General features: G+C 60.4%; 17 protein-coding genes. 12 read left to right on the top strand and 5 right to left on the bottom strand.

All coding sequences use genetic code 11. From position 1 onward, the window contains the following. The first annotated feature begins 6 nt into the window (after positions 1 to 6). From mrdA to HRH33_RS23625, 9 genes are all read left to right on the top strand, one after another. Complete coding sequence (mrdA, locus tag HRH33_RS23665; RefSeq protein WP_034100915.1) at positions 7 to 1,905, top strand: penicillin-binding protein 2; 1,899 nt, start codon at positions 7 to 9, stop codon at positions 1,903 to 1,905. 31 nt (positions 1,906 to 1,936) lie between these two features. Next, a complete protein-coding gene (gene rodA, locus HRH33_RS23660; protein WP_015886065.1) occupies positions 1,937 to 3,040 on the top strand; it encodes a rod shape-determining protein RodA in 1,104 nt (367 codons plus the stop codon). Between the two features lie 17 nt (positions 3,041 to 3,057). Then, complete coding sequence (mltB, locus tag HRH33_RS23655; protein WP_094065980.1) at positions 3,058 to 4,068, top strand: lytic murein transglycosylase B; 1,011 nt, start codon at positions 3,058 to 3,060, stop codon at positions 4,066 to 4,068. Beyond that, complete coding sequence (locus tag HRH33_RS23650; RefSeq protein WP_034139421.1) at positions 4,068 to 5,066, top strand: septal ring lytic transglycosylase RlpA family protein; 999 nt, start codon at positions 4,068 to 4,070, stop codon at positions 5,064 to 5,066. The genes mltB and HRH33_RS23650 overlap by 1 nt, the downstream gene beginning before the upstream one ends. A 185-nt stretch (positions 5,067 to 5,251) precedes the next feature. Further along, on the top strand, positions 5,252 to 6,409 hold the full coding sequence (locus HRH33_RS23645; RefSeq protein ID WP_034100911.1) for a D-alanyl-D-alanine carboxypeptidase family protein: 1,158 nt from the start codon (positions 5,252 to 5,254) through the stop codon (positions 6,407 to 6,409). Positions 6,410 to 6,493: 84 nt separating this feature from the next. Further along, positions 6,494 to 6,769 (top strand): DUF493 domain-containing protein, encoded by a 276-nt coding sequence (locus tag HRH33_RS23640; RefSeq protein ID WP_034100910.1) that lies wholly within the window; start codon positions 6,494 to 6,496, stop codon positions 6,767 to 6,769. Continuing rightward, positions 6,769 to 7,416, top strand: a complete 648-nt coding sequence (gene lipB / locus HRH33_RS23635; RefSeq protein ID WP_034100909.1) for a lipoyl(octanoyl) transferase LipB — start codon at positions 6,769 to 6,771, stop codon at positions 7,414 to 7,416. Before HRH33_RS23640 ends, lipB begins: the two co-directional genes overlap by 1 nt. Positions 7,417 to 7,442: 26 nt before the next feature. Next, positions 7,443 to 8,444, top strand: coding sequence for a lipoyl synthase (gene lipA / locus HRH33_RS23630; RefSeq protein ID WP_162276709.1), 1,002 nt, complete (start codon positions 7,443 to 7,445; stop codon positions 8,442 to 8,444). A gap of 152 nt (positions 8,445 to 8,596) precedes the next feature. Next, entirely contained in the window at positions 8,597 to 9,517 is a 921-nt protein-coding gene (locus HRH33_RS23625; protein ID WP_167418188.1) for a S66 peptidase family protein, read from the top strand. A 553-nt stretch (positions 9,518 to 10,070) separates the two neighbouring features. Here the strand turns inward: HRH33_RS23625 and HRH33_RS23620 are convergent. From HRH33_RS23620 to leuS, 5 genes are all read right to left on the bottom strand, one after another. Further along, the gene (locus tag HRH33_RS23620) at positions 10,071 to 11,396 is read right to left on the bottom strand and encodes a lytic murein transglycosylase (protein ID WP_167418189.1); all 1,326 of its coding nucleotides are present in this window, start codon (positions 11,394 to 11,396) and stop codon (positions 10,071 to 10,073) included. 61 nt (positions 11,397 to 11,457) lie between these two features. After that, positions 11,458 to 11,622 (bottom strand): alternative ribosome rescue factor ArfA, encoded by a 165-nt coding sequence (gene arfA, locus HRH33_RS23615; protein ID WP_003176285.1) that lies wholly within the window; start codon positions 11,620 to 11,622, stop codon positions 11,458 to 11,460. A 112-nt stretch (positions 11,623 to 11,734) separates the two neighbouring features. Beyond that, positions 11,735 to 12,772 (bottom strand): DNA polymerase III subunit delta, encoded by a 1,038-nt coding sequence (gene holA, locus HRH33_RS23610; protein WP_167418190.1) that lies wholly within the window; start codon positions 12,770 to 12,772, stop codon positions 11,735 to 11,737. 39 nt (positions 12,773 to 12,811) lie between these two features. Continuing rightward, on the bottom strand, positions 12,812 to 13,423 hold the full coding sequence (locus tag HRH33_RS23605; RefSeq protein ID WP_094065983.1) for an LPS-assembly lipoprotein LptE: 612 nt from the start codon (positions 13,421 to 13,423) through the stop codon (positions 12,812 to 12,814). An 88-nt stretch (positions 13,424 to 13,511) separates the two neighbouring features. Continuing rightward, complete coding sequence (gene leuS, locus HRH33_RS23600) at positions 13,512 to 16,118, bottom strand: leucine--tRNA ligase (protein ID WP_167418191.1); 2,607 nt, start codon at positions 16,116 to 16,118, stop codon at positions 13,512 to 13,514. Positions 16,119 to 16,380: 262 nt separating this feature from the next. Between leuS and HRH33_RS23595 the strand changes: the two genes are divergently transcribed. The 3 genes from HRH33_RS23595 to HRH33_RS23585 all read left to right on the top strand — a co-directional run bounded on the left by HRH33_RS23595 (position 16,381) and on the right by HRH33_RS23585 (position 19,149). Then, positions 16,381 to 16,698, top strand: a complete 318-nt coding sequence (locus tag HRH33_RS23595; protein WP_094065985.1) for a hypothetical protein — start codon at positions 16,381 to 16,383, stop codon at positions 16,696 to 16,698. A 99-nt stretch (positions 16,699 to 16,797) separates the two neighbouring features. Further along, a complete protein-coding gene (locus HRH33_RS23590; RefSeq protein ID WP_167418192.1) occupies positions 16,798 to 17,559 on the top strand; it encodes a YdcF family protein in 762 nt (253 codons plus the stop codon). A 507-nt stretch (positions 17,560 to 18,066) separates the two neighbouring features. Continuing rightward, positions 18,067 to 19,149, top strand: a complete 1,083-nt coding sequence (locus HRH33_RS23585; RefSeq protein WP_167418193.1) for a hypothetical protein — start codon at positions 18,067 to 18,069, stop codon at positions 19,147 to 19,149. Positions 19,150 to 19,166: the final 17 nt, after the last annotated feature.

The raw sequence follows: 19,166 nt of genomic DNA, 5'->3' as shown, positions 1-19,166 counted from the left end.
CTCCCGATGACTCAGCCGATCCGCATCAAGGACCATGAGAAAGACGCACGTCTGGTACGTGCGCGCGTGGTGTTTGGCGCGATCATGGTGGTGGCGCTGATCGGAGTGTTGATTGCGCGCCTGTATTTCCTGCAGGTGATCCAGTACGACTATCACTCCACGCTGTCGGAAAACAACCGGGTGCATGTGCAGCCGATTCCGCCGACCCGTGGGCTGATTTTCGACCGCAATGGCGTTGTCGTGGCGGATAACCGGCCCAGCTTCAGCCTGAGCATGACCCGCGAACGTTCCGGCGATTGGCAGCAAGTGCTCGACGTGATCGTCGAAGTCCTGCAACTGACGCCGGAAGACCGGGTGATCTTCGAGAAACGCATGAGACAGGGGCGCCGGCCATTCGAGCCGGTGCCGATTCTGTTCGAGCTGACCGAAGAGCAGATCGCGCGGATCGCGGTGAACCAGTTCCGCCTGCCGGGGGTGGAAGTGGTGGCACAGTTGGTGCGGCACTACCCGCAAGGGCCGCACTTTGCTCACTCCGTCGGCTATATGGGGCGCATCAACGAGAAAGAGCTGAAAACCCTCGATCCGGTGAATTACAGCGGCACCCATCATATCGGCAAGACCGGCATCGAGCGTTTCTACGAGCCCGAGCTGCATGGCCAGGTGGGTTACGAAGAAGTTGAAACCAACGCCCGCGGCCGTGTGCTGCGCGTGCTCAAGCGTACCGACCCGGTGCCGGGCAAGGACATCGTACTGAGCCTGGACATCAAGCTGCAGGAAGCGGCCGAGATGGCGCTGGGCGGCCGACGCGGCGCGGTGGTGGCGCTGGACCCGAAGACGGGCGAAGTGCTGGCCATGGTCAGTCAACCCAGCTTCGACCCGAACCTGTTCGTGACCGGTATCAGCTTCAAGGCGTACGCCGAGCTGCGTGATTCCATCGACCGGCCGTTGTTCAACCGTGTGCTGCGTGGTTTGTATCCACCGGGTTCGACCATCAAACCGGCGGTGGCGATTGCCGGCCTGGACGCTGGCGTGGTGACCGCTTCCAGCCGGGTGTACGACCCCGGTTATTACATGCTGCCCAATTACGATCACAAGTACCGTAACTGGAACCGTACCGGTGACGGTTATGTCGACCTGGACACCGCAATCATGCGCTCCAACGACACTTACTTTTATGACCTTGCCCACAAGCTGGGCATAGATCGGCTGTCGGCCTACATGGGCAAGTTCGGCCTCGGCCAGAAAGTTTCCCTGGACATGTTCGAAGAATCGCCAGGCTTGATGCCATCGCGGGAGTGGAAGCGCGCGACCCGCCGCCAGGCGTGGTTTCCGGGGGAAACCCTGATCCTGGGGATCGGCCAGGGCTATATGCAGGCCACGCCGCTGCAACTGGCTCAGGCCACGGCGCTGGTGGCCAATAAGGGCGTGTGGAACCGTCCGCACCTGGCCAAGACCATCGAAGGCGAGAAGCCGGTGGATGACAACCCGATCCCGGACATTGTGCTGCGCGACCCGTCGGACTGGACCAAGGTCAACCACGGCATGCAGCAGGTGATGCACGGTGCGCGCGGCACAGCGCGCAAGGCGGCGATCGGTGCGCAATATCGCATCGCCGGCAAGAGTGGTACCGCCCAGGTGGTGGCGATCAAGCAAGGCGAGAAATACGACCGTTCCAAGGTTCAGGAACGTCACCGCGACCACGCCTTGTTTGTCGGTTTTGCGCCGGCGGACGACCCGAAAATCGTGGTGGCGGTGATGGTTGAGAACGGCGAGTCCGGCTCCGGCGTCGCCGCGCCCGTGGTGCGCCAGGTGATGGACGCCTGGCTTCTGGCCGAGGACGGCAGGCTCAAGCCTGAATATGGCGGCCCCCCTTCAAGCCCCGAGGTTACGGCCAGTGAAGAGTAATTTTGACCGCATCCTCTCCAGCGAGGATGTGATGCGTCGCCGTGCGACGTTGCTGCAACGCATGCACATCGACGGCCCGTTGCTGATCCTGTTGCTGACCCTCGCGGCCGGCAGTCTGTTTGTACTGTATTCGGCCAGTGGCAAGAACTGGGACCTGCTGATCAAACAAGCGTCGTCGTTCGGCCTGGGCCTGTTGTCGATGGTGGTGATCGCTCAGTTGGAGCCGCGCTTCATGGCGCGCTGGGTGCCGCTGGGCTATGTGGCGGGGGTGTTGCTGTTGGTGGTGGTGGACGTGATGGGCCACAACGCCATGGGCGCGACGCGGTGGATCAATATCCCAGGGGTGATTCGCTTCCAGCCGTCGGAATTCATGAAGATCCTGATGCCGGCGACCATCGCCTGGTACCTGTCAAAGCGCACCCTGCCGCCGCAGCTCAAACACGTAGGCATCAGCCTGATCCTGATCGGCGTACCGTTTATCCTGATTGTGCGCCAGCCCGACCTCGGCACCTCACTGCTGATCCTGGCTGGCGGCGCGTTCGTGCTGTTTATGGGCGGGTTGCGCTGGCGCTGGATCCTCAGCGTGCTGGCCGCTGCGGTGCCGGTGGCGGTGGCGATGTGGTTCTTCTTTATGCACGACTATCAAAAGCAACGGATCCTGACGTTCCTCGATCCGGAAAGCGATCCCTTGGGCACCGGCTGGAACATCATCCAGTCCAAGGCGGCAATCGGTTCGGGTGGGGTCTTCGGCAAAGGCTGGTTGCTGGGCACCCAGTCGCACTTGGACTTTCTGCCCGAGAGCCACACCGATTTCATCATCGCGGTGCTGGGCGAAGAGTTCGGCCTGGTGGGGATCTGCGCGTTGCTGCTGATCTACCTGTTGTTGATCGGGCGTGGCCTGGTGATTACCGCGCAAGCGCAGACGCTGTTCGGCAAATTGCTTGCCGGCGCGCTGACCATGACGTTTTTTGTTTACGTTTTCGTCAACATCGGTATGGTCAGTGGCCTGTTACCGGTGGTTGGGGTGCCGTTGCCATTCATTAGCTACGGCGGAACTTCGCTGGTGACATTGCTGTCAGCGTTTGGGGTTTTGATGTCGATTCATACGCATCGCAAGTGGATCGCACAGGTTTGAATAAGGTGAAGATGTCAATGCAAGTAATGCGCGGCTGGGCGACTCGGCATGCGTCCTGGATGGGCCTGATCGGGCTGCTGGGGGCAACGCAGGAGACCCTGGCCGGTGACTACGATGGTTCACCTCAGGTCGCCGAGTTTGTCGGTGAAATGACCCGCGACTACGGTTTCGCCGGTGAGCAGTTGATGGGCGTGTTCCGCGAGGCGCAGCGCAAGCAGGCGATCCTCGACGCCATTTCCCGCCCCGCTGAACGTGTGAAACAGTGGAAAGAATATCGCCCGATGTTCCTCACCGACGCCCGCGTGGCCCGCGGTGTGGACTTCTGGCGCGAGCACGAGGCCGCCCTGGCCCGCGCCGAACAGGAATACGGTGTGCCGGCCCAAGTGATTGTGTCGATCATCGGCATCGAAACCTTCTACGGGCGCAACACCGGCAGCTACCGGGTGATCGACGCGTTGTCGACCCTTGGCTTCGATTACCCGCCCCGTGCCGACTTCTTCCGCAAGGAACTGCGCGAATTCCTGCTGCTGGCCCGCGAAGAGCAGGTCGATCCATTGACCCTCAAGGGCTCCTACGCCGGAGCGATGGGCTTGCCGCAATTCATGCCGAGCAGCTTTCGCGCCTACGCGGTGGATTTCGACAACGACGGCCACATCAATATCTGGAGCAATCCCGACGATGCCATCGGCAGCGTGGCCAGCTACTTCAAGCGCCACGGCTGGGTTGCCGGCGAGCCGGTGGTGGTCCGCGCGGATGTCACCGGGGAGCGCGCCGACGACGGCCTGACCCAGGGGATTGAGCCGGCCAAGACCGTCGGGGAGTTGCGGGCGCTGGGTTGGTCGAGTCAGAATGCGCCACACGATGACACGCCGGTAACGGCATTCCGCCTGGAAGGCGAAAATGGCCCTGAATACTGGATGGGCCTGAAGAATTTCTACGCAATCACGCGTTATAACCGCAGTGTGATGTACGCCATGGCCGTGCATCAGCTGTCAGACATGCTGGTCCAAGCACGGGGCAACAAGTAATGCGGGCATCGCCGTTCAATAAACCGCTCAAGCTGGTGGCGTTCACCGCGTTGTCCTTGCTGGTTGTCAGTTGTTCCACCAGCCGCGCGCCGACGCAGAAGTCCGGCGGCGCGGTGGTTCGATCCCAACCGGGCCTGGACATCAACCGCGCGCACAAAGACGGCGCGCCGTGGTGGGATGTGGATGTCTCGAAAATCCCGGATGCCACGCCCACCCTGCACACCGGCCCCTACAAGGCCAACCCGTACACCGTGCTGGGCAAGACCTATTTTCCGCTGCAAGAATCCAAGACCTACGTGCAGTCCGGCACGGCCTCCTGGTACGGCACCAAGTTCCATGGCCAGAACACCGCCAATGGCGAAGTGTATGACCTGTACGGCATGAGCGCGGCCCACAAGACCTTGCCGTTGCCCAGCTATGTACGCGTGACCAACCTGGACAACCACCGCACGGTGATCCTGCGGGTCAATGACCGTGGGCCGTTCTACTCGGACCGTATCATCGACTTGTCCTACGCTGCAGCCAAAAAGCTCGGCTACGCCGAAACCGGCACCGCGCGGGTCAAGGTCGAAGGCATCGATCCGGCGCAGTATTGGGCTCAGCGTGGCAAGCCAGCGCCGTTGATGCTCAACGAGCCGCAGACCCCGCAACCACAGATCACCGCATCGGCCGGCAAGGTCGAACAGTGGACGCCGCCACCGCAACAGCACGCCCCGGACACCGTGGCCGTGCCCCAGGCCGCGCCGGGTGCTTCCCTGGCGGGCGGGCAGTACCTGCAGGTCGGCGCTTTCGCCAACCCGGATGCGGCGGAACTGTTAAGGTCCAAACTCAGCAGCATGGTCAATGCGCCGGTCTTCATCAGTTCCATCGTGCGCAACCAGCAAACCCTGCACCGCGTGCGGATGGGCCCGATCGGCTCGCCGAGCGAGGTGGCGCAAGTGCAGAACAGTGTGCGTCTGGCCAACCTGGGGCAACCCAGTGTGGTCACCGCCGAGTAAGCAGTAACGGATTGATGGTTCAGGCACGTACGCGGGCTTGAACTCTGGTTGTTGGCTCGTTTGAACAATAAAAACCCGGGAGCAAGGGGTGAGCGGGCAACCGAACACGCGACAGTCTGGTAGCGGGCTGTCTGAATAAGTTTTGCCCGCGAGGGCAAGTTTCCATAAGCAATTTCGAGAGACGGATGAACATCACCACCTTAGCCAAACGCACGTGCCTGCTTATCTCGCTGATCATCACCCCGGCCGCCTGGGCGGTTGAAATGGTGCCGGCTTCACCGCAACTGGCCGCCAAGGCCTGGGTGCTCATGGATGCGGCCAGCGGCAACGTGCTGGTCGAGAACAACGGTGACCAGCGCCTGCCGCCGGCCAGCCTGACCAAGCTGATGACCGCCTATATCGCGACCCTGGAAATCCGTCGCGGCCAGATCGGCGAAAACGACCCGGTGACCGTCAGCGAAAACGCCTGGCGTACCGGCGGTTCGCGGATGTTCATCAAGGTGGGCTCCCAGGTCACCGTCAGCGACCTGCTGCACGGCATCATCATCCAGTCCGGTAACGACGCCAGCGTCGCCCTGGCCGAGCACATCGCCGGCAGCGAAGACGCGTTCGCCGACATGATGAACAAAACCGTGGCCGATCTGGGCATGACCAACAGCCACTTTATGAACCCGACCGGTCTGCCGAACCCAGAGCACTACTCGTCGGCCCATGACATGGCGATCCTGGCGCGCGCGATCATCCGCGTCGACCCGGTGCACTACGCGATCTACTCCCAGAAGGAGTTCTTCTGGAACAACATCAAACAGCCTAACCGCAACCTGCTGCTGTGGCGCGACAAGACCGTCGACGGCCTGAAAACCGGCCACACCGAAGAGGCCGGCTACTGCATGGTGTCCTCGGCGGTACGTGACGGCCAACGCCTGATCGCCGTGGTGTTCGGTACCAACAGCGAACAGGCCCGTGCGGCCGAGACGCAAAAGCTGCTGACCTACGGTTTCCGCTTCTTCGAAACCCAGACCTTCTACCAGAAGGGTGCTGAACTGGCGACCGCCCCGGTGTGGAAAGGCGCGGCTTCCCAAGTCAAGGCCGGCCTGGCCGAAGACCTGACCCTGACCATGCCTAAAGGCCAGCTGAAAAAGCTCGCTGCCAGCATGACCATGAATCCGCAATTGGTCGCGCCAATCGCCAAGGGCGATGTGATCGGTAAAGTCGAAGTGAAACTGGACGACAAGGTGGTGCACAGCGCCGACCTGATCGCCCTGGACGCCGTCGACGAAGGTGGTATCTTCCGCCGCGTGTGGGATAGCATCCGTCTATTCTTCTACGGCTTGTTCAACTGATTGTGTGCACCTGCAAAGCCCCGCGTTGAACCGACGCGGGGCTTTGCCGTCGCCACGGCTTACCGCTTACGAGGCCGTTCTGCCATGACCGATAAAGAAGTGAAGGCGCCTAAGATCGAGTTCCCGGTGACGGATTATCCCGTCAAGGTGATCAGCGATACCGGTGTTGGCAACAAAGACAAGATCCTCGACATCGTGCGTAAACACGCCACGATCAACGACAACCGTGTGGACGAGCGCTCCAGTACCAACGGTAAATACACCACGATCCAGTTGCACATCGTGGCGACGGATCAGGACCAGCTCTACAACATCAACAGTGAACTGCGGGCCACCGGCTTCGTACACATGGTGTTGTGATGTCGCAGGTCCTGGGCTTTCGTGAACTTGGCCAGATGGCCTACGAGCCCGTCTGGCATGCGATGCAGCGCTTCACCAACGAGCGCGGCACCTCGGCGCCGGATGAGGTCTGGCTGGTGGAGCATCCACCGGTGTTCACCCAGGGCCAGGCCGGCAAGGCCGAACATCTGCTGCTGCCGGGGGAGATTCCGGTGGTGCAGGTCGACCGGGGTGGCCAAGTGACTTACCATGGCCCCGGTCAGCTTGTGGCTTACCTGCTGTTGGATGTGCGCAAGCTGGGGTTTGGTGTGCGTGATCTGGTCAGCCGTATCGAGGCGTGCCTGATCGAGCTATTGGCCAGTTACGGCGTCACCGCCGCGGCCAAGCCCGATGCTCCGGGGGTGTATGTGGATGGCGCGAAAATCGCTTCCCTGGGGCTGCGGATTCGCCACGGTTGTTCCTTTCATGGCCTGGCCCTGAACGTGGACATGGACCTGGCGCCCTTCCGGCGCATCAACCCGTGCGGTTATGCCGGGTTAGCGATGACACAGCTGAGCGAGCATGTGACACCGATTAAATTTGCCGAGGTAAGTGCCCGGCTGCGCGCGCAGCTCGTCAAACACCTCGACTATGCTGAGCAGACGACCCTCACGGGCGGAATCGACTGACTATGACTACTGATGCAGTGCAAACCATGATCCCGACACTGGACGTAACCGAGCGTCCGGCCCCGGCCCCGCGTGCCAAGGTGGAAGCCGGCGTCAAGCTGCGCGGCGCCGAGAAGGTTGCACGCATCCCGGTAAAGATCATTCCTACCACCGAACTGCCGAAAAAGCCTGACTGGATCCGCGTGCGCATCCCTGTCTCGCCGGAAGTCGACCGTATCAAAGCCCTGCTGCGCAAACACAAGCTGCACAGTGTGTGCGAAGAGGCCTCCTGCCCGAACCTGGGTGAGTGTTTCTCCGGCGGCACCGCCACGTTCATGATCATGGGTGACATCTGCACCCGCCGTTGCCCGTTCTGCGACGTCGGCCACGGCCGGCCGAAGCCACTGGACGTCAACGAGCCGGAAAGCCTGGCCATCGCCATCGCCGACCTCAAACTCAAGTACGTGGTGATCACTTCGGTGGACCGCGACGATTTGCGTGACGGCGGTGCCCAGCACTTTGCCGACTGCATTCGCGAAATTCGCAAACTGTCGCCGAACGTTGTGCTCGAAACCCTGGTGCCGGACTACCGTGGCCGTATGGACGTGGCGTTGGAAATCACTGCCGCCGAGCCGCCGGATGTGTTCAACCACAACCTGGAAACCGTGCCACGCCTGTACAAGGCCGCGCGTCCCGGTTCGGACTACCAGTGGTCGCTGACCCTGCTGCAGAAGTTCAAGCAGATGATGCCGCACATCCCCACCAAATCCGGCCTGATGCTGGGCCTGGGCGAGACCGATGAAGAAGTGATCGAAGTCATGAAGCGCATGCGCGAACACGACATCGACATGCTGACCTTGGGCCAGTACCTGCAACCATCGCGTAACCACTTGCCGGTGCAGCGTTTCGTGCACCCGGACACCTTCGCCTGGTTCGCCGAGGAAGGCTACAAGATGGGCTTCAAAAACGTGGCATCGGGCCCGCTGGTGCGTTCTTCGTACCACGCCGACGAGCAGGCCAAGCTGGTCAAGGCAAGCCTGATCTCCTGATCGGAGTTTAAATCCGGAATGGGAGGGGCTTATGTGGGAGGGGGCTTGCCCCTGATAGCGATAGGTCAGTCACTCATGTGCTGGCTGATCCACCGCTATCGGGGCAAGCCCTCTCCCACATTTCGTTGTGCGTTAACCAGGGAGAGTTGTGTATGACAACCGCCGTTCCAGCCCTTCGTTCTGAAGGCACCATCGCCCTGATCGCTCCCGCCGGCCCCGCAGCGCTGGACGTTGAAAAGGCCAGCCGATGGATGCGCACCCGCGGCTACGACCTGCGGATTTTCCCAGGGGTGTATGAGCGCGACGGCTACCTTGCCGGCAGCGATGAGGTGCGCTTGCATGACCTGCACGCCGCCTTCGCCGACCCTGAAATCGATGCGATCTTCTGCCTGCGGGGCGGCTATGGCACGCCACGGCTGTTGGACTGTCTGGACTTCGACCTGCTGCGCGCCAACCCCAAACCCTTCGTCGGCTACAGCGACATCACCGCCTTGCACCTGGCCATCAACCGCTACGCGGGCTTCGTGACGTTTCATGGGCCAATGCTCAATGCCGACCTGTTGGGCGACAAGCAGCAACCCACCGAGTCCTCACTGTTCAGCCTGCTGCGTGGTCAACTGGGCGCGGGCAACCTCATCACGCACCCTGCGGCCTACCCGCTGACCACCATTGAGCCTGGCATCGCCTGTGGGCGCTTGCTGGGGGGCAACCTGTCGATGATTGCGGCGGTGATGGGCACGCCTTACGAAATCGACGCGCAGGGCATCATCCTGTTTATCGAAGACGTCAACGAGCCGATCTACCGCATCGATCGTCTGCTCACGCATTTGCGCCTGGCGGGCAAGTTGGCTCAGGTAGCTGGGGTGCTGGTCGGGGACGTGGCGGGAGTGGATAACGTCGCGCTGCAGCGCCTGCTCAAACAGACATTTGAACCGTTGTGCATTCCGGTGCTGGCCGGCTGGCGCAGTGGACATTGCGATCCGAACCTGACCCTGCCGATGGGCGCGTGGGTGCGGCTGGATGCGGGGGAGCAGCGGGTGATGTTGGAGCAGGATGTGGTCTTTACACTCTGAATCTGGGGTCTCTTGCTAAACCGCCATCGGGGGCAAGCCCCCTCCCACATTGATCAGTGATCGACATGACAACTCGGTCAGCTGTGGGAGGGGGCAAGCCCCTCTCACATTGATCAGTTATCGACATGACAACTCGGTCAGCTGTGGGAGGGGGCAAGCTCCCTCTCACATTGATCAGTGATCGACATGACAATTTGGTCAGCTGTGGGAGGGGGCAAGCTCCCTCTCACATTGATCAGTGATCGACATGACAATTTGGTCAGCTGTGGGAGGGGGCAAGCTCCCTCTCACATTGATCAGTGATCGACATGACAACTTGGTCAGCTGTGGGAGGGGGCAAGCCCCTCTCACATTGATCAGTGATCGACATGACAACTTGGTCAGCTGTGGGAGGGGGCAAGCCCCTCTCACATTGATCAGTGATCGACATGACAACTCGGTCAGCTGTGGGAGGGGGCAAGCTCCCTCTCACATTGATCAGTGATCGACATGACAACTCGGTCAACTGTGGGAGGGGGCTTGCCCCCGATAGCATTAGCCGCCATCAGCCGATCTAGTGGTTTTGCAGCGACTCCAGCAACTTCACCGTCGGATACCCATCCGCCGGCCAGCCCAGTGCCTGTTGCGCCGCGCGAATGGCCTTGCGGGTATTGGCGCCGATGATGCCGTCCGGGTTGCCCGCGTCGTAGCCTTTAGCGCTGAGTACCGTTTGCAGCTCAATGCGCTGTGAACGGCTCAGGGGCAGTTCATCCTTGGGCCAATCGCCACGAATCACACCGCCACCGCCGAACCGTTCGGACAGCAGGCCAACCGCCAGTGCATAAGACGACGAGTTGTTGTACTTGAGTATGGCGCGGAAGTTGTCCAGCACCAGGAACGCCGGCCCACGGTAGCCCGCAGGTAGCAGCAGGGCGGCGGACAGTTGGTCGACATTGGGCGGCATGCTGGCGCCCGGCGGCAACTGGAGGCCCAGTTTCAGCCATTCGCCAACGGTCTTGCGCGTGCCGCCGTCGGCCAGGGCGTAATCGAAGTTGCTTGGCAGTTGTTTGACCTCAAAGCCCCACGGCTGCCCTTTCTGCCATCCGGAGCTTTGCAAGTAGTGCGCGGTGGAGGCGAGGGCGTCGGCCGGGCTGTTCCAGATATCGCGGCGGCCGTCGCCGTCGAAGTCCACGGCGTGGGTGTTGTAGGTGGTGGGAATGAACTGGGTCTGGCCCATGGCCCCGGCCCAGGAGCCTTTCATCTGGTCGGCTGCGATATCGCCATGCTGGATGATCTGCAGGGCCGCCAGCAATTGTGCCTGGGCAAACGCCGGTCGGCGGCCTTCGTAGGCCAGGGTCGCCAGGGAGCGGATCACCGAGTTGTTACCCTGGAACTGGCCGAAGTTGCTCTCCATGCCCCACACCGAGACCAGCGCCTGACGGTCGACACCGTAGCGTTGCTCGATGCGTTGCAGAATATCGGCGTACTTGATCAGCAGCGCCTGGCCATTGCGCACGCGCACCGGCGACAGGGCGCCGTCGAGGTATTCCCACACCGGGCGAGAAAATTCCGGCTGGCTGCGGTCGGCGCGAATCACCGCCATATCAGGCGTGACGTTGGCAAAGGCAGTATCGAAAACAGCGGGGGTGATACCGGCCTTTAGCGCCTCTGCACGAAAGCCAGCCTGCCATTCGGCGAAGGTCTGGGTCGGTTGGATATCCAGGTTGTCCACGGCCAGCGGAGCCACAACGGCGGGCGCTACCACAGGGGCGGGCTGAAGCGTCTGCAAGGGCTGGGCGTCGGCGGCGGTAGGTTTTTCCGCGCAGGCGACGAGCAGAATGAGGCTGGAGGCAGCGATCAATTGGCGCAGGTGCCAACGACGGGAAAGGCTAGAGGGCATGCACAGGTCCAGGGATTACAAATCAGGTGCAGACCTTATCATGCCAGAGGGGCGCTTGCCTTCAGGCAGCCAGAAAGTAAGAAGCCTCCCAGCTATTAGACTGGAAGGCTTCGCGGCGGTAGCTGCCTTTGCCCTTGCCGGCGCGTTCCTGACGGCTGCGGAACAGTGGCTGGGCGATGATGGATTTGGCCTTATTGGGGCCATGCTTGGATGGCTTTTTGCTCATGGTCGGTACTCTCGGTAGGTGGTTACAACGGCGCAAATCATCTGCCGAAGTTTGGCCGCTGTAAAGCCCGACAAGGTTTTTGAAATGTTAACGCGGTCCACAGATGGGAGGGCTATTCGGCGGGGAGTGTCAGGCGTTGCCCGGACATCAGCAGCGCCAAGCGACTCAGGCTCATCCATGGCGAACCGGCCGCTTGTCCCTTGATTTGCGCATCGATGCGCTGTGCTTCGAGCAGAAGCTGCGCCCAACGTTGCGCCGAGTGCCGTTGCAGGGCTTTGCTCATCAGGGGTTTGCGTTTGTCCCATACCGGTGGTCGTGCCTGGCTGAAACATTTTTCCAGCGGCGTACCTTGGCTGTATTGCAGGGAAATATTGGCCAGTACCCGCAACTCACGGGCCAGGGCCCAGAGAATCACCGGCGGCTCCACCCCTTCGCCGCGCAGCCCTTCGAGCATGCGCAGGGCATGGGCAGGTTCGCCGTTGAGAATCGCATCCACCAGCCCGAACACATCAAAGCGCGCGCTATCGGCCACGGCGCTTTGCACGGTTTCGACAGTGATCTGCCCGTCTTCGGCCATCAGCTTGAGCTTCTCGATTTCCTGGGCGGCGGCAAGCAAGTTACCTTCAACCCGGGCCGCGATCAGCTCGACCGCGTCTTGAGTCGCCGCCAGGCCCGATTGGGACAGGCGCTGACGAATCCATTGCGGCAATTGGTTACTGTCCACCGGCCAGATCTGGATGAACTGGGTCTGCGCGCCTTCCACCAACGCCTTGCCCCATTTGGTTTTCTGCGCACTGCCGTCGAGTTTGGGCAGGCTGATCAGCAACACCGTATCCTCGGCGGGGCGTGCGCAGTATTCCATCAGGGCAGAGGCACCTTTGTCGCCGGGCTTGCCTGAAGGCAGGCGCAGTTCCAGCAGGCGTTTTTCGGCGAACAGCGACATGCTCGCACCGGCTTGCAGCAAGGTGCCCCAGTCGAAGCTGGCATCCGCGCTGAAGACCTGGCGTTCATCGAAACCTTGCTGGCGGGCAGCCGTGCGAATGGCGTCGGCGGCTTCCTGGCACAGTAGCGGGTCGTCACCGCTGACAATGTAGACAGGCGCGAGGCCACCTTGCAGGTGTTTGGCGAGTTGGGCGGGAGCGAGTTTCATAGGCAGGGCGAACGGGGCGCCAGGGGCGCCCCGTCTGGCTTACTCAACTGGTACCGGTACTTCGACAGGCGATTGTTTCGGCGTGTTGTCTTCGTACTCTTGTGCCGCTTTAAGCGCGTCGGCTTCCGCCTTGGCCTTGTCGTCAGCGGTGCGTTGCAGCACTTCCAGCTGTTCAGGTGTGAGCAGTTGCAGGCGCAACATCATGCGTTGAACCAGGTCGCGACGCATTTCCTTGCGCACTTGAACGACTTCCGAATCCGAACCCACCAGGTTGTTGCCGTCGTGGCTCACTACCTTCTGGATCTGAATCTTGTCATCCATCAACGGCAGGTGGTCACGGCCCTGCACTTCAAAGCTGAGCACGGTGCTCAGTTCGATGTCCGACGCACGGCCTGCGCTGGCGTAGCTCAGGTTACGTTGGGTTTCTTTCTCGTCCACCAGTACCAGCTTGTAGGGCGCGCCGGTGTAGACATGCACGCCGCTGTTTTCCAAGACCTGACGCAGTTGCGTCACGGTTTCGCCATAAGCGTTACGGGCGCTGACGTCCAATTCTTTGATGGACAGGTCATTGGTGCCCGTGCCGCGCAGCTGGAAGCCGCAAGCGCTCAGCAGCACGGCAAGGCCCATAACCAGCAAGTTGCGTTTGATCATTTTGTTGCTCCCCTTGAAACCAGGCGGGCCTTATCGCGGCCCTGAAGGTTTAGTTCGGCGCAGGGCTCAAGCCCTGCGCCCGATCCGATTAGCTGGCGACGATATTGACCAGTTTGCCTGGCACAACGATCACTTTGCGGATCGTCAGGCCTTCGGTAAAGCGCAGCACATTCTCGTTGCTGCGCGCGGCCGCTTCGACTTCTTCGCGGCTGGCGCTGGCTGGCATGTCGATCTGACCACGCAGTTTGCCGTTGACTTGGATGACCAGTTGCAACGTGTCCTGCACCAGGGCGCTGTCATCCTGTACCGGCCAGCGCGCATCGATGACCGCGTCGCTGTGGCCCAGGCGGCTCCACAGTTCGTGACTGATATGCGGCGTGATCGGGGCCAGCAGCAGGGTGACCGTCTCCAGGCCTTCCTGTACCAGCGCGCGATCCTGCTCGGTAACCTGCGGGGCTTTTTCCAGCACGTTCATCAGGGTCATCACCTGGGCGATGGCGGTGTTGAACTTGTGGTTCTGGCCCACGTCCTGGCTGGCTTGCTTGATGGCCAGGTGGATGCTGCGGCGAATGGCTTTCTGCTCGTCGTTCAGCGCGGCCACGTCCAGCTTGGCCGGCAGACCCTGGCTGACATGGGTATGGGCCAGACGCCAGACGCGCTTGAGGAAGCGATGCGAACCTTCCACGCCAGAGTCGGACCACTCGGCGCTCATGTCGGGCGGCGAGGCGAACATCATGAACAGACGGCAGGTGTCGGCGCCGAACTGGTCGATCATCGATTGCGGGTCGACGCCGTTGTTCTTCGACTTGGCCATCTTCTCGGTGCCGCCGATTTCCACCGGCAGGCCGTCGGCGATCAGTTTGGCGCTGATGACCTTGGCTTTGCTGTCGCGTTCCAGCTCTACATCCGCCGGGTTGAACCAGGTGTAGGCGCCATTGGCTTCGCGGCGATAGTAGGTCTCGGCGATTACCATGCCTTGTGTCAGCAGGTTCTTGAACGGCTCGTTGGAGGTGACCAGGCCTTCGTCGCGCATCAGCTTGTGGAAGAAGCGCGCGTACAGCAGGTGAAGAATGGCGTGTTCGATACCGCCGATGTACTGGTCGACCGGCAACCAATGGTCGGCTGCGGTTTTTTCTACCAGGCCGCCTTCGTAGTGAGGCGAGGCGTAGCGCGCGTAGTACCACGAGGACTCGACGAAGGTGTCCATGGTGTCGGTTTCACGCTTGGCCGGCTGGCCGCATTTCGGGCAGCTGCACTCATAGAACTCGGGCATGCGCGCCAGGGGCGAACCGGCGCCGTCCGGCACCACGTCTTCCGGCAGCACTACGGGCAGTTGATCTTCGGGCACCGGCACGTCGCCGCAGCTGGCGCAGTGGATGATCGGGATCGGGCAGCCCCAGTAGCGCTGACGGCTGATGCCCCAGTCGCGCAGGCGGAACTGGGTGCGCGAAGCGCCGAGGTTTTTCTTGATCAGCGCCACTTCGATGGCGTCGAAGGCGCCGGCGAAGTCCAGGCCGTCGAACTCGCCGGAGTTGATCAGGGTGCCGTGCTCGCCATACGCGTCTTGCCATGGTGCCGGGTTGCTGTCGCCCGAGCTGGTGCGCACTACGGTTTTGATCGGCAGGTTGTACTGGGTCGCAAATTCGAAATCGCGCTCATCGTGCGCCGGCACGGCCATTACCGCGCCATCGCCGTAGTGCATCAGCACGTAGTTGGCGACCCATACTGGCAACTTCTCGCCGGTCAGCGGGTGCTCGACGAACAACCCGGTCGGCAGGCCTTTTTTCTCCTGGGTGGCGACGTCGGCTTCGGCCACGCTACCGCCTTTGCATTCGGCGATGAATGCCTGCAGCTCAGGGTTATTCTGCGCGGCCTGGGTGGCCAGCGGGTGTTCGGCGGCCACGGCGACGTAGGTCGCGCCCATGAGGGTGTCGGGACGGGTGGTGAACACTTTGAGGGTGCCCGCTTCGCCGATGGAGTCGACGTTGTACGGGAACTGCACTTCCATGCCCTTGGATTTGCCGATCCAGTTGCGCTGCATGGTCTTGACCTGTTCCGGCCAGCCCGGCAGATCATCCAGGCTCGACAACAGCTCATCGGCGTAGGCGGTGATCTTGAAGTAGTACATCGGGATTTCGCGCTTTTCGATCAGCGCGCCGGAACGCCAGCCGCGACCGTCGATCACCTGCTCGTTGGCCAGTACGGTCTGGTCGACCGGGTCCCAGTTCACGGTGCCGCTCTTTTTGTAGATCACACCTTTTTCGAACAGGCGCGTGAACAGCCATTGCTCCCAGCGGTAGTAGTCCGGCTTGCAGGTGGTCACTTCACGGGACCAGTCCACGGCCAAGCCCAGGCTGCGCAGCTGGGTCTTCATATAGGCGATGTTTTCGTAGGTCCACTTGGCGGGCGCTACGTTGTTTTTCATCGCGGCGTTTTCCGCCGGCATGCCAAAGGCGTCCCAACCCATGGGTTGCAGGACGTTTTTGCCTTGCATGCGCTGGTAACGGGAGATCACGTCGCCGATGGTGTAGTTACGCACATGCCCCATGTGTAGCTTGCCGCTGGGGTAAGGGAACATCGACAGGCAGTAGAAAGTCTCCTTGCCTGGCTGTTCACTGACTTCAAAGGACTTCTGCTCGTCCCAGAAGGCTTGGGCGGCATTTTCTATTTCACGGGGCTGATATTGTTCGTGCATGGCTACTTTTTGAACTGAATAGGGGTGGCCTAATCCTCTTCGGTGCATTGTCCGGGTAGATCGACACCCAAAAGCGCCGCATCCGTGCCCAAACCCTGCGGGAAGTGGAGTTACAGGAAGCGCCGTAGCATACATGACCCCACTCTATCGAGGGAAACCCTGATTGCGCGGCCAAGGCCGTCTGTCGCGGCGCCGGGCAGGCGCAGCCACGGGGGCTACGCTGTTTATTGGGGAGCAAGTCTTTCTTCAATGAGGTGAGGGGATGGTTGAATCGCAGCGAATCGCAACGAAACCGGAAATCTACGAAGGACTGATCGACCGATTGGGTCGTGCATTGGATGCAGCGAGAACTGCGGGCCGATTGCGTGATGAGCGGCCTGTGGAGTTGGAACTGCGCGGTTTGAGCCGCGCGGAATTGGAACTGATCAAGGCTTATCTGGAACGCAACAAGTGCAGTGCGCCTCCCATGGCGGTAACCCCGCCAGTCAAGGAGCCCACGCAGTCTGCCAAGGTGGTGTGGCTCAAGGATTTGCCGGCCGGTCGTGGCCCGGAGAGATTCCGGTCCGCCCGCTGCAAGTAGTTCGCTCCCCCCTGAACAGCACCATTTCACCGTGCAACTTTCTAGATTGCCGCTAGACCCCGTTACACCTTAGGCTTCGGGCATCTGTGGAGATGCCCGATGCCTATTCGTTATTTCATCAAACAACTGCTCCTGCCGCCCGGCATTCTCTTGCTGCTGCTGGCGCTTGGCTGGTGGTTTCGCCGTAGCCGCCCGAAGTTGGCCGGTTGCTGCTTTGCCCTGGGCCTGGGCGGTATGTGGTTGATCAGCCTGCCCGTGATGGTGGAGTGGGGCGCCCGTGCGCTTGAGACCGAGCCGCCATTGGCTCGTGAGGACTGGTCAACCCTGGCCCAACGCGCCGACGCCATCGTGGTGTTGGGTTCCGGGCGTGAGCGAGGCGATCCCGCGTGGGGCGCCGATCAGCCTACGGGCATCGGGTTGGAACGCCAGCGTTACGCCGCGCGCTTGGCCAAAGCGTCAGGGTTGCCGGTACTGACCACCGGAGGTTTGCATTACGGCACGCCCCCCAGCGAAGCGCAGTTGATGGCGGTGTCGATGCAGGATGACTTTGGCGTCACGGTGCGTTGGAAGGAAGAACGCAGCCGTACCACTTGGGAGAACGCGCAGATGAGTGCCGAGATTCTATTGCCCGAGGGTATCAAGCGCGTGGTCGTGGTCACCCAGGCCTGGCATATGCCGCGCTCGGTGTGGAGCTTTGAAAAGGCCGGTTTCACCGTCGTACCGGCCCCGGTCGGTTTTTTGGGGGTGGATAATGCCCGTCCTCTGGGCGGTTGGATGCCGGAATTCAAATCGGTGTGGCAGAGCGGGCAGTTGATTAACGAAGCGGTCGGGCAGGTGGGGTATCGATTGTTTTATCGCTGAATTGCGTCATAAGAAATCAGCCGTTGGGCTGATTTAGAGAAGGTCAGTTTTCGGTATGAACGCAATGTTCTAACTGGCCTTATGGCGCAAGCAGTCAGACGTCTTTTTGTTTGTAAGATATGTAGGCCGCTCTGGTGTGCGTAGTGCCTTAGGTACTGTGTGATGAATATGAGCTAATAACTTTTCGTTGTTATGTTGATTGACTGTTTATGGCGATTCGTAACTCTTGGTTATGTAAGTTTTAGATTAATGCATGGTCATTTAAAAGCTGTTGTATGAGTAAGTTGTTTTTGCTTGTGCGGGTTCGCTGCGCGCCGTAATTTTTTGTGCGTTGATAAGGTGGAATTTTTAATAAGTTGGCTACCACTAGTCTGTGCGAACACTGACGCTGCGCAGTGCGACAAATTAAACTTGCGGGGTGAATTAATCGCTCCCCTCGTGCATTAAGTTGTCGCAGGTGTTTCCGTGGCGAGCTATGTGCTAACTGAGCTAGAGAGGCGGAGTTGTGTGAATATATTATCAGCAGCAAATAATCACCGAATAAGCCGTTTGGGTAATGCCTTTGTCGGTGAAGAGGCTCCTGCTACAGCTGGAGCGGGAAACTGGTCAGCGAAACCAGGTGAGCATTTCACGGCTTACAGCCCTGACGTTCTTGGCCCTTTAAAACAGGACGACGCGCAATTAGGTCAAACGCTGACGACGTTGCTTTTGTTATTGAAAAACGTTACCGACAGCTTGAAACAGTTTTTGGATGCCGACGCGATATTGCCGGCGCCCGCAAACGACGTAGCGCCCAAGCCAGCCTCGATTATCCCGCCCAAACCGCGCGAACTCGAAGCGCGACCAGCAGTTGATATCAAGGTCAGGCACCTCGTGGACCGCTTGCCTGTGGCTGACGAGGAGCTTGATCCGTTTGATGCGCTGGACTTCGCTGATGGCAAGCATGGCGGCGCGGGCGTTGCACTTGAGGATTATGAATGGCGGCGGATATGGAGCGAAGTGATCAATGAAGACGATTGGGCGATGGAGTTGTCTGGAAAACCCAAGGGGCAAAAACCGGATGATCTGAAAGCGGGGGTGTCCTGGCAATACAAGCCGTACCCGTGGTTGGGCCATGACAGCCGTGTTCCTTATTTGGAAGTCATTAAGTTGGCCATGTCGAAGTATGGCCAGAGTGTGGACAGTGTCCTGGAAAAAGTAACGGCCGTGCCTGGCGGGTACGACATCATTATGAAAGATGGTGTCGCGTTGAACATCACTCATAAAGAGTTGCACTTGGCGTCCAAGGCCTGTGGGTTTGTGGGGTTCGACGAAGGCATGGTGAACGATGCTTCATTTTTATTTGGGGTTCTGTGCAAGCGCATCTATTTGACTGAGCAAGCGAAGCACTTCGCGGACAATGAACCTTGGACGCGCTCATCTGCTGAAAAAGTTCCGAAAATGCGCACCTATGCCGGTGTATTAGCGCTCACGCCATTTAATACGAACAAACATGAAATTCTGGCGGCGCTTGGATTGCGCGACGCGATCAGCACCACTGAATTGGCCAAAGGTCCTCGTGAAAGAAAGGTACGGCAACATAATTACTGAGCCTCTGATGGAAGACA

Source organism: Pseudomonas rhodesiae, assembly GCF_013285305.1.
In the GTDB taxonomy this organism is placed as follows: domain Bacteria; phylum Pseudomonadota; class Gammaproteobacteria; order Pseudomonadales; family Pseudomonadaceae; genus Aquipseudomonas; species Aquipseudomonas rhodesiae.
The sequence above is the reverse complement of the archived record's forward strand: the minus strand, read 5'-3'. Positions and strand labels throughout refer to the sequence as shown.

What these genes read in the sequence shown, in the direction of transcription:
- HRH33_RS23590 (WP_167418192.1), top strand. Translation starts at nt 16,798, where the DNA reads ATGCCTATTCGTTATTTCATCAAACAACTGCTCCTGCCGCCCGGCATT.
- mltB (WP_094065980.1), top strand. Translation starts at nt 3,058, where the DNA reads ATGCAAGTAATGCGCGGCTGGGCGACTCGGCATGCGTCCTGGATGGGC.
- arfA (WP_003176285.1), bottom strand. Translation starts at nt 11,622, where the DNA reads ATGAGCAAAAAGCCATCCAAGCATGGCCCCAATAAGGCCAAATCCATC.
- leuS (WP_167418191.1), bottom strand. Translation starts at nt 16,118, where the DNA reads ATGCACGAACAATATCAGCCCCGTGAAATAGAAAATGCCGCCCAAGCC.
- HRH33_RS23605 (WP_094065983.1), bottom strand. Translation starts at nt 13,423, where the DNA reads ATGATCAAACGCAACTTGCTGGTTATGGGCCTTGCCGTGCTGCTGAGC.
- mrdA (WP_034100915.1), top strand. Translation starts at nt 7, where the DNA reads ATGACTCAGCCGATCCGCATCAAGGACCATGAGAAAGACGCACGTCTG.
- HRH33_RS23645 (WP_034100911.1), top strand. Translation starts at nt 5,252, where the DNA reads ATGAACATCACCACCTTAGCCAAACGCACGTGCCTGCTTATCTCGCTG.
- HRH33_RS23625 (WP_167418188.1), top strand. Translation starts at nt 8,597, where the DNA reads ATGACAACCGCCGTTCCAGCCCTTCGTTCTGAAGGCACCATCGCCCTG.
- HRH33_RS23650 (WP_034139421.1), top strand. Translation starts at nt 4,068, where the DNA reads ATGCGGGCATCGCCGTTCAATAAACCGCTCAAGCTGGTGGCGTTCACC.
- HRH33_RS23620 (WP_167418189.1), bottom strand. Translation starts at nt 11,396, where the DNA reads ATGCCCTCTAGCCTTTCCCGTCGTTGGCACCTGCGCCAATTGATCGCT.
- HRH33_RS23640 (WP_034100910.1), top strand. Translation starts at nt 6,494, where the DNA reads ATGACCGATAAAGAAGTGAAGGCGCCTAAGATCGAGTTCCCGGTGACG.
- lipB (WP_034100909.1), top strand. Translation starts at nt 6,769, where the DNA reads ATGTCGCAGGTCCTGGGCTTTCGTGAACTTGGCCAGATGGCCTACGAG.
- rodA (WP_015886065.1), top strand. Translation starts at nt 1,937, where the DNA reads ATGCGTCGCCGTGCGACGTTGCTGCAACGCATGCACATCGACGGCCCG.
- holA (WP_167418190.1), bottom strand. Translation starts at nt 12,772, where the DNA reads ATGAAACTCGCTCCCGCCCAACTCGCCAAACACCTGCAAGGTGGCCTC.
- HRH33_RS23595 (WP_094065985.1), top strand. Translation starts at nt 16,381, where the DNA reads ATGGTTGAATCGCAGCGAATCGCAACGAAACCGGAAATCTACGAAGGA.
- lipA (WP_162276709.1), top strand. Translation starts at nt 7,443, where the DNA reads ATGATCCCGACACTGGACGTAACCGAGCGTCCGGCCCCGGCCCCGCGT.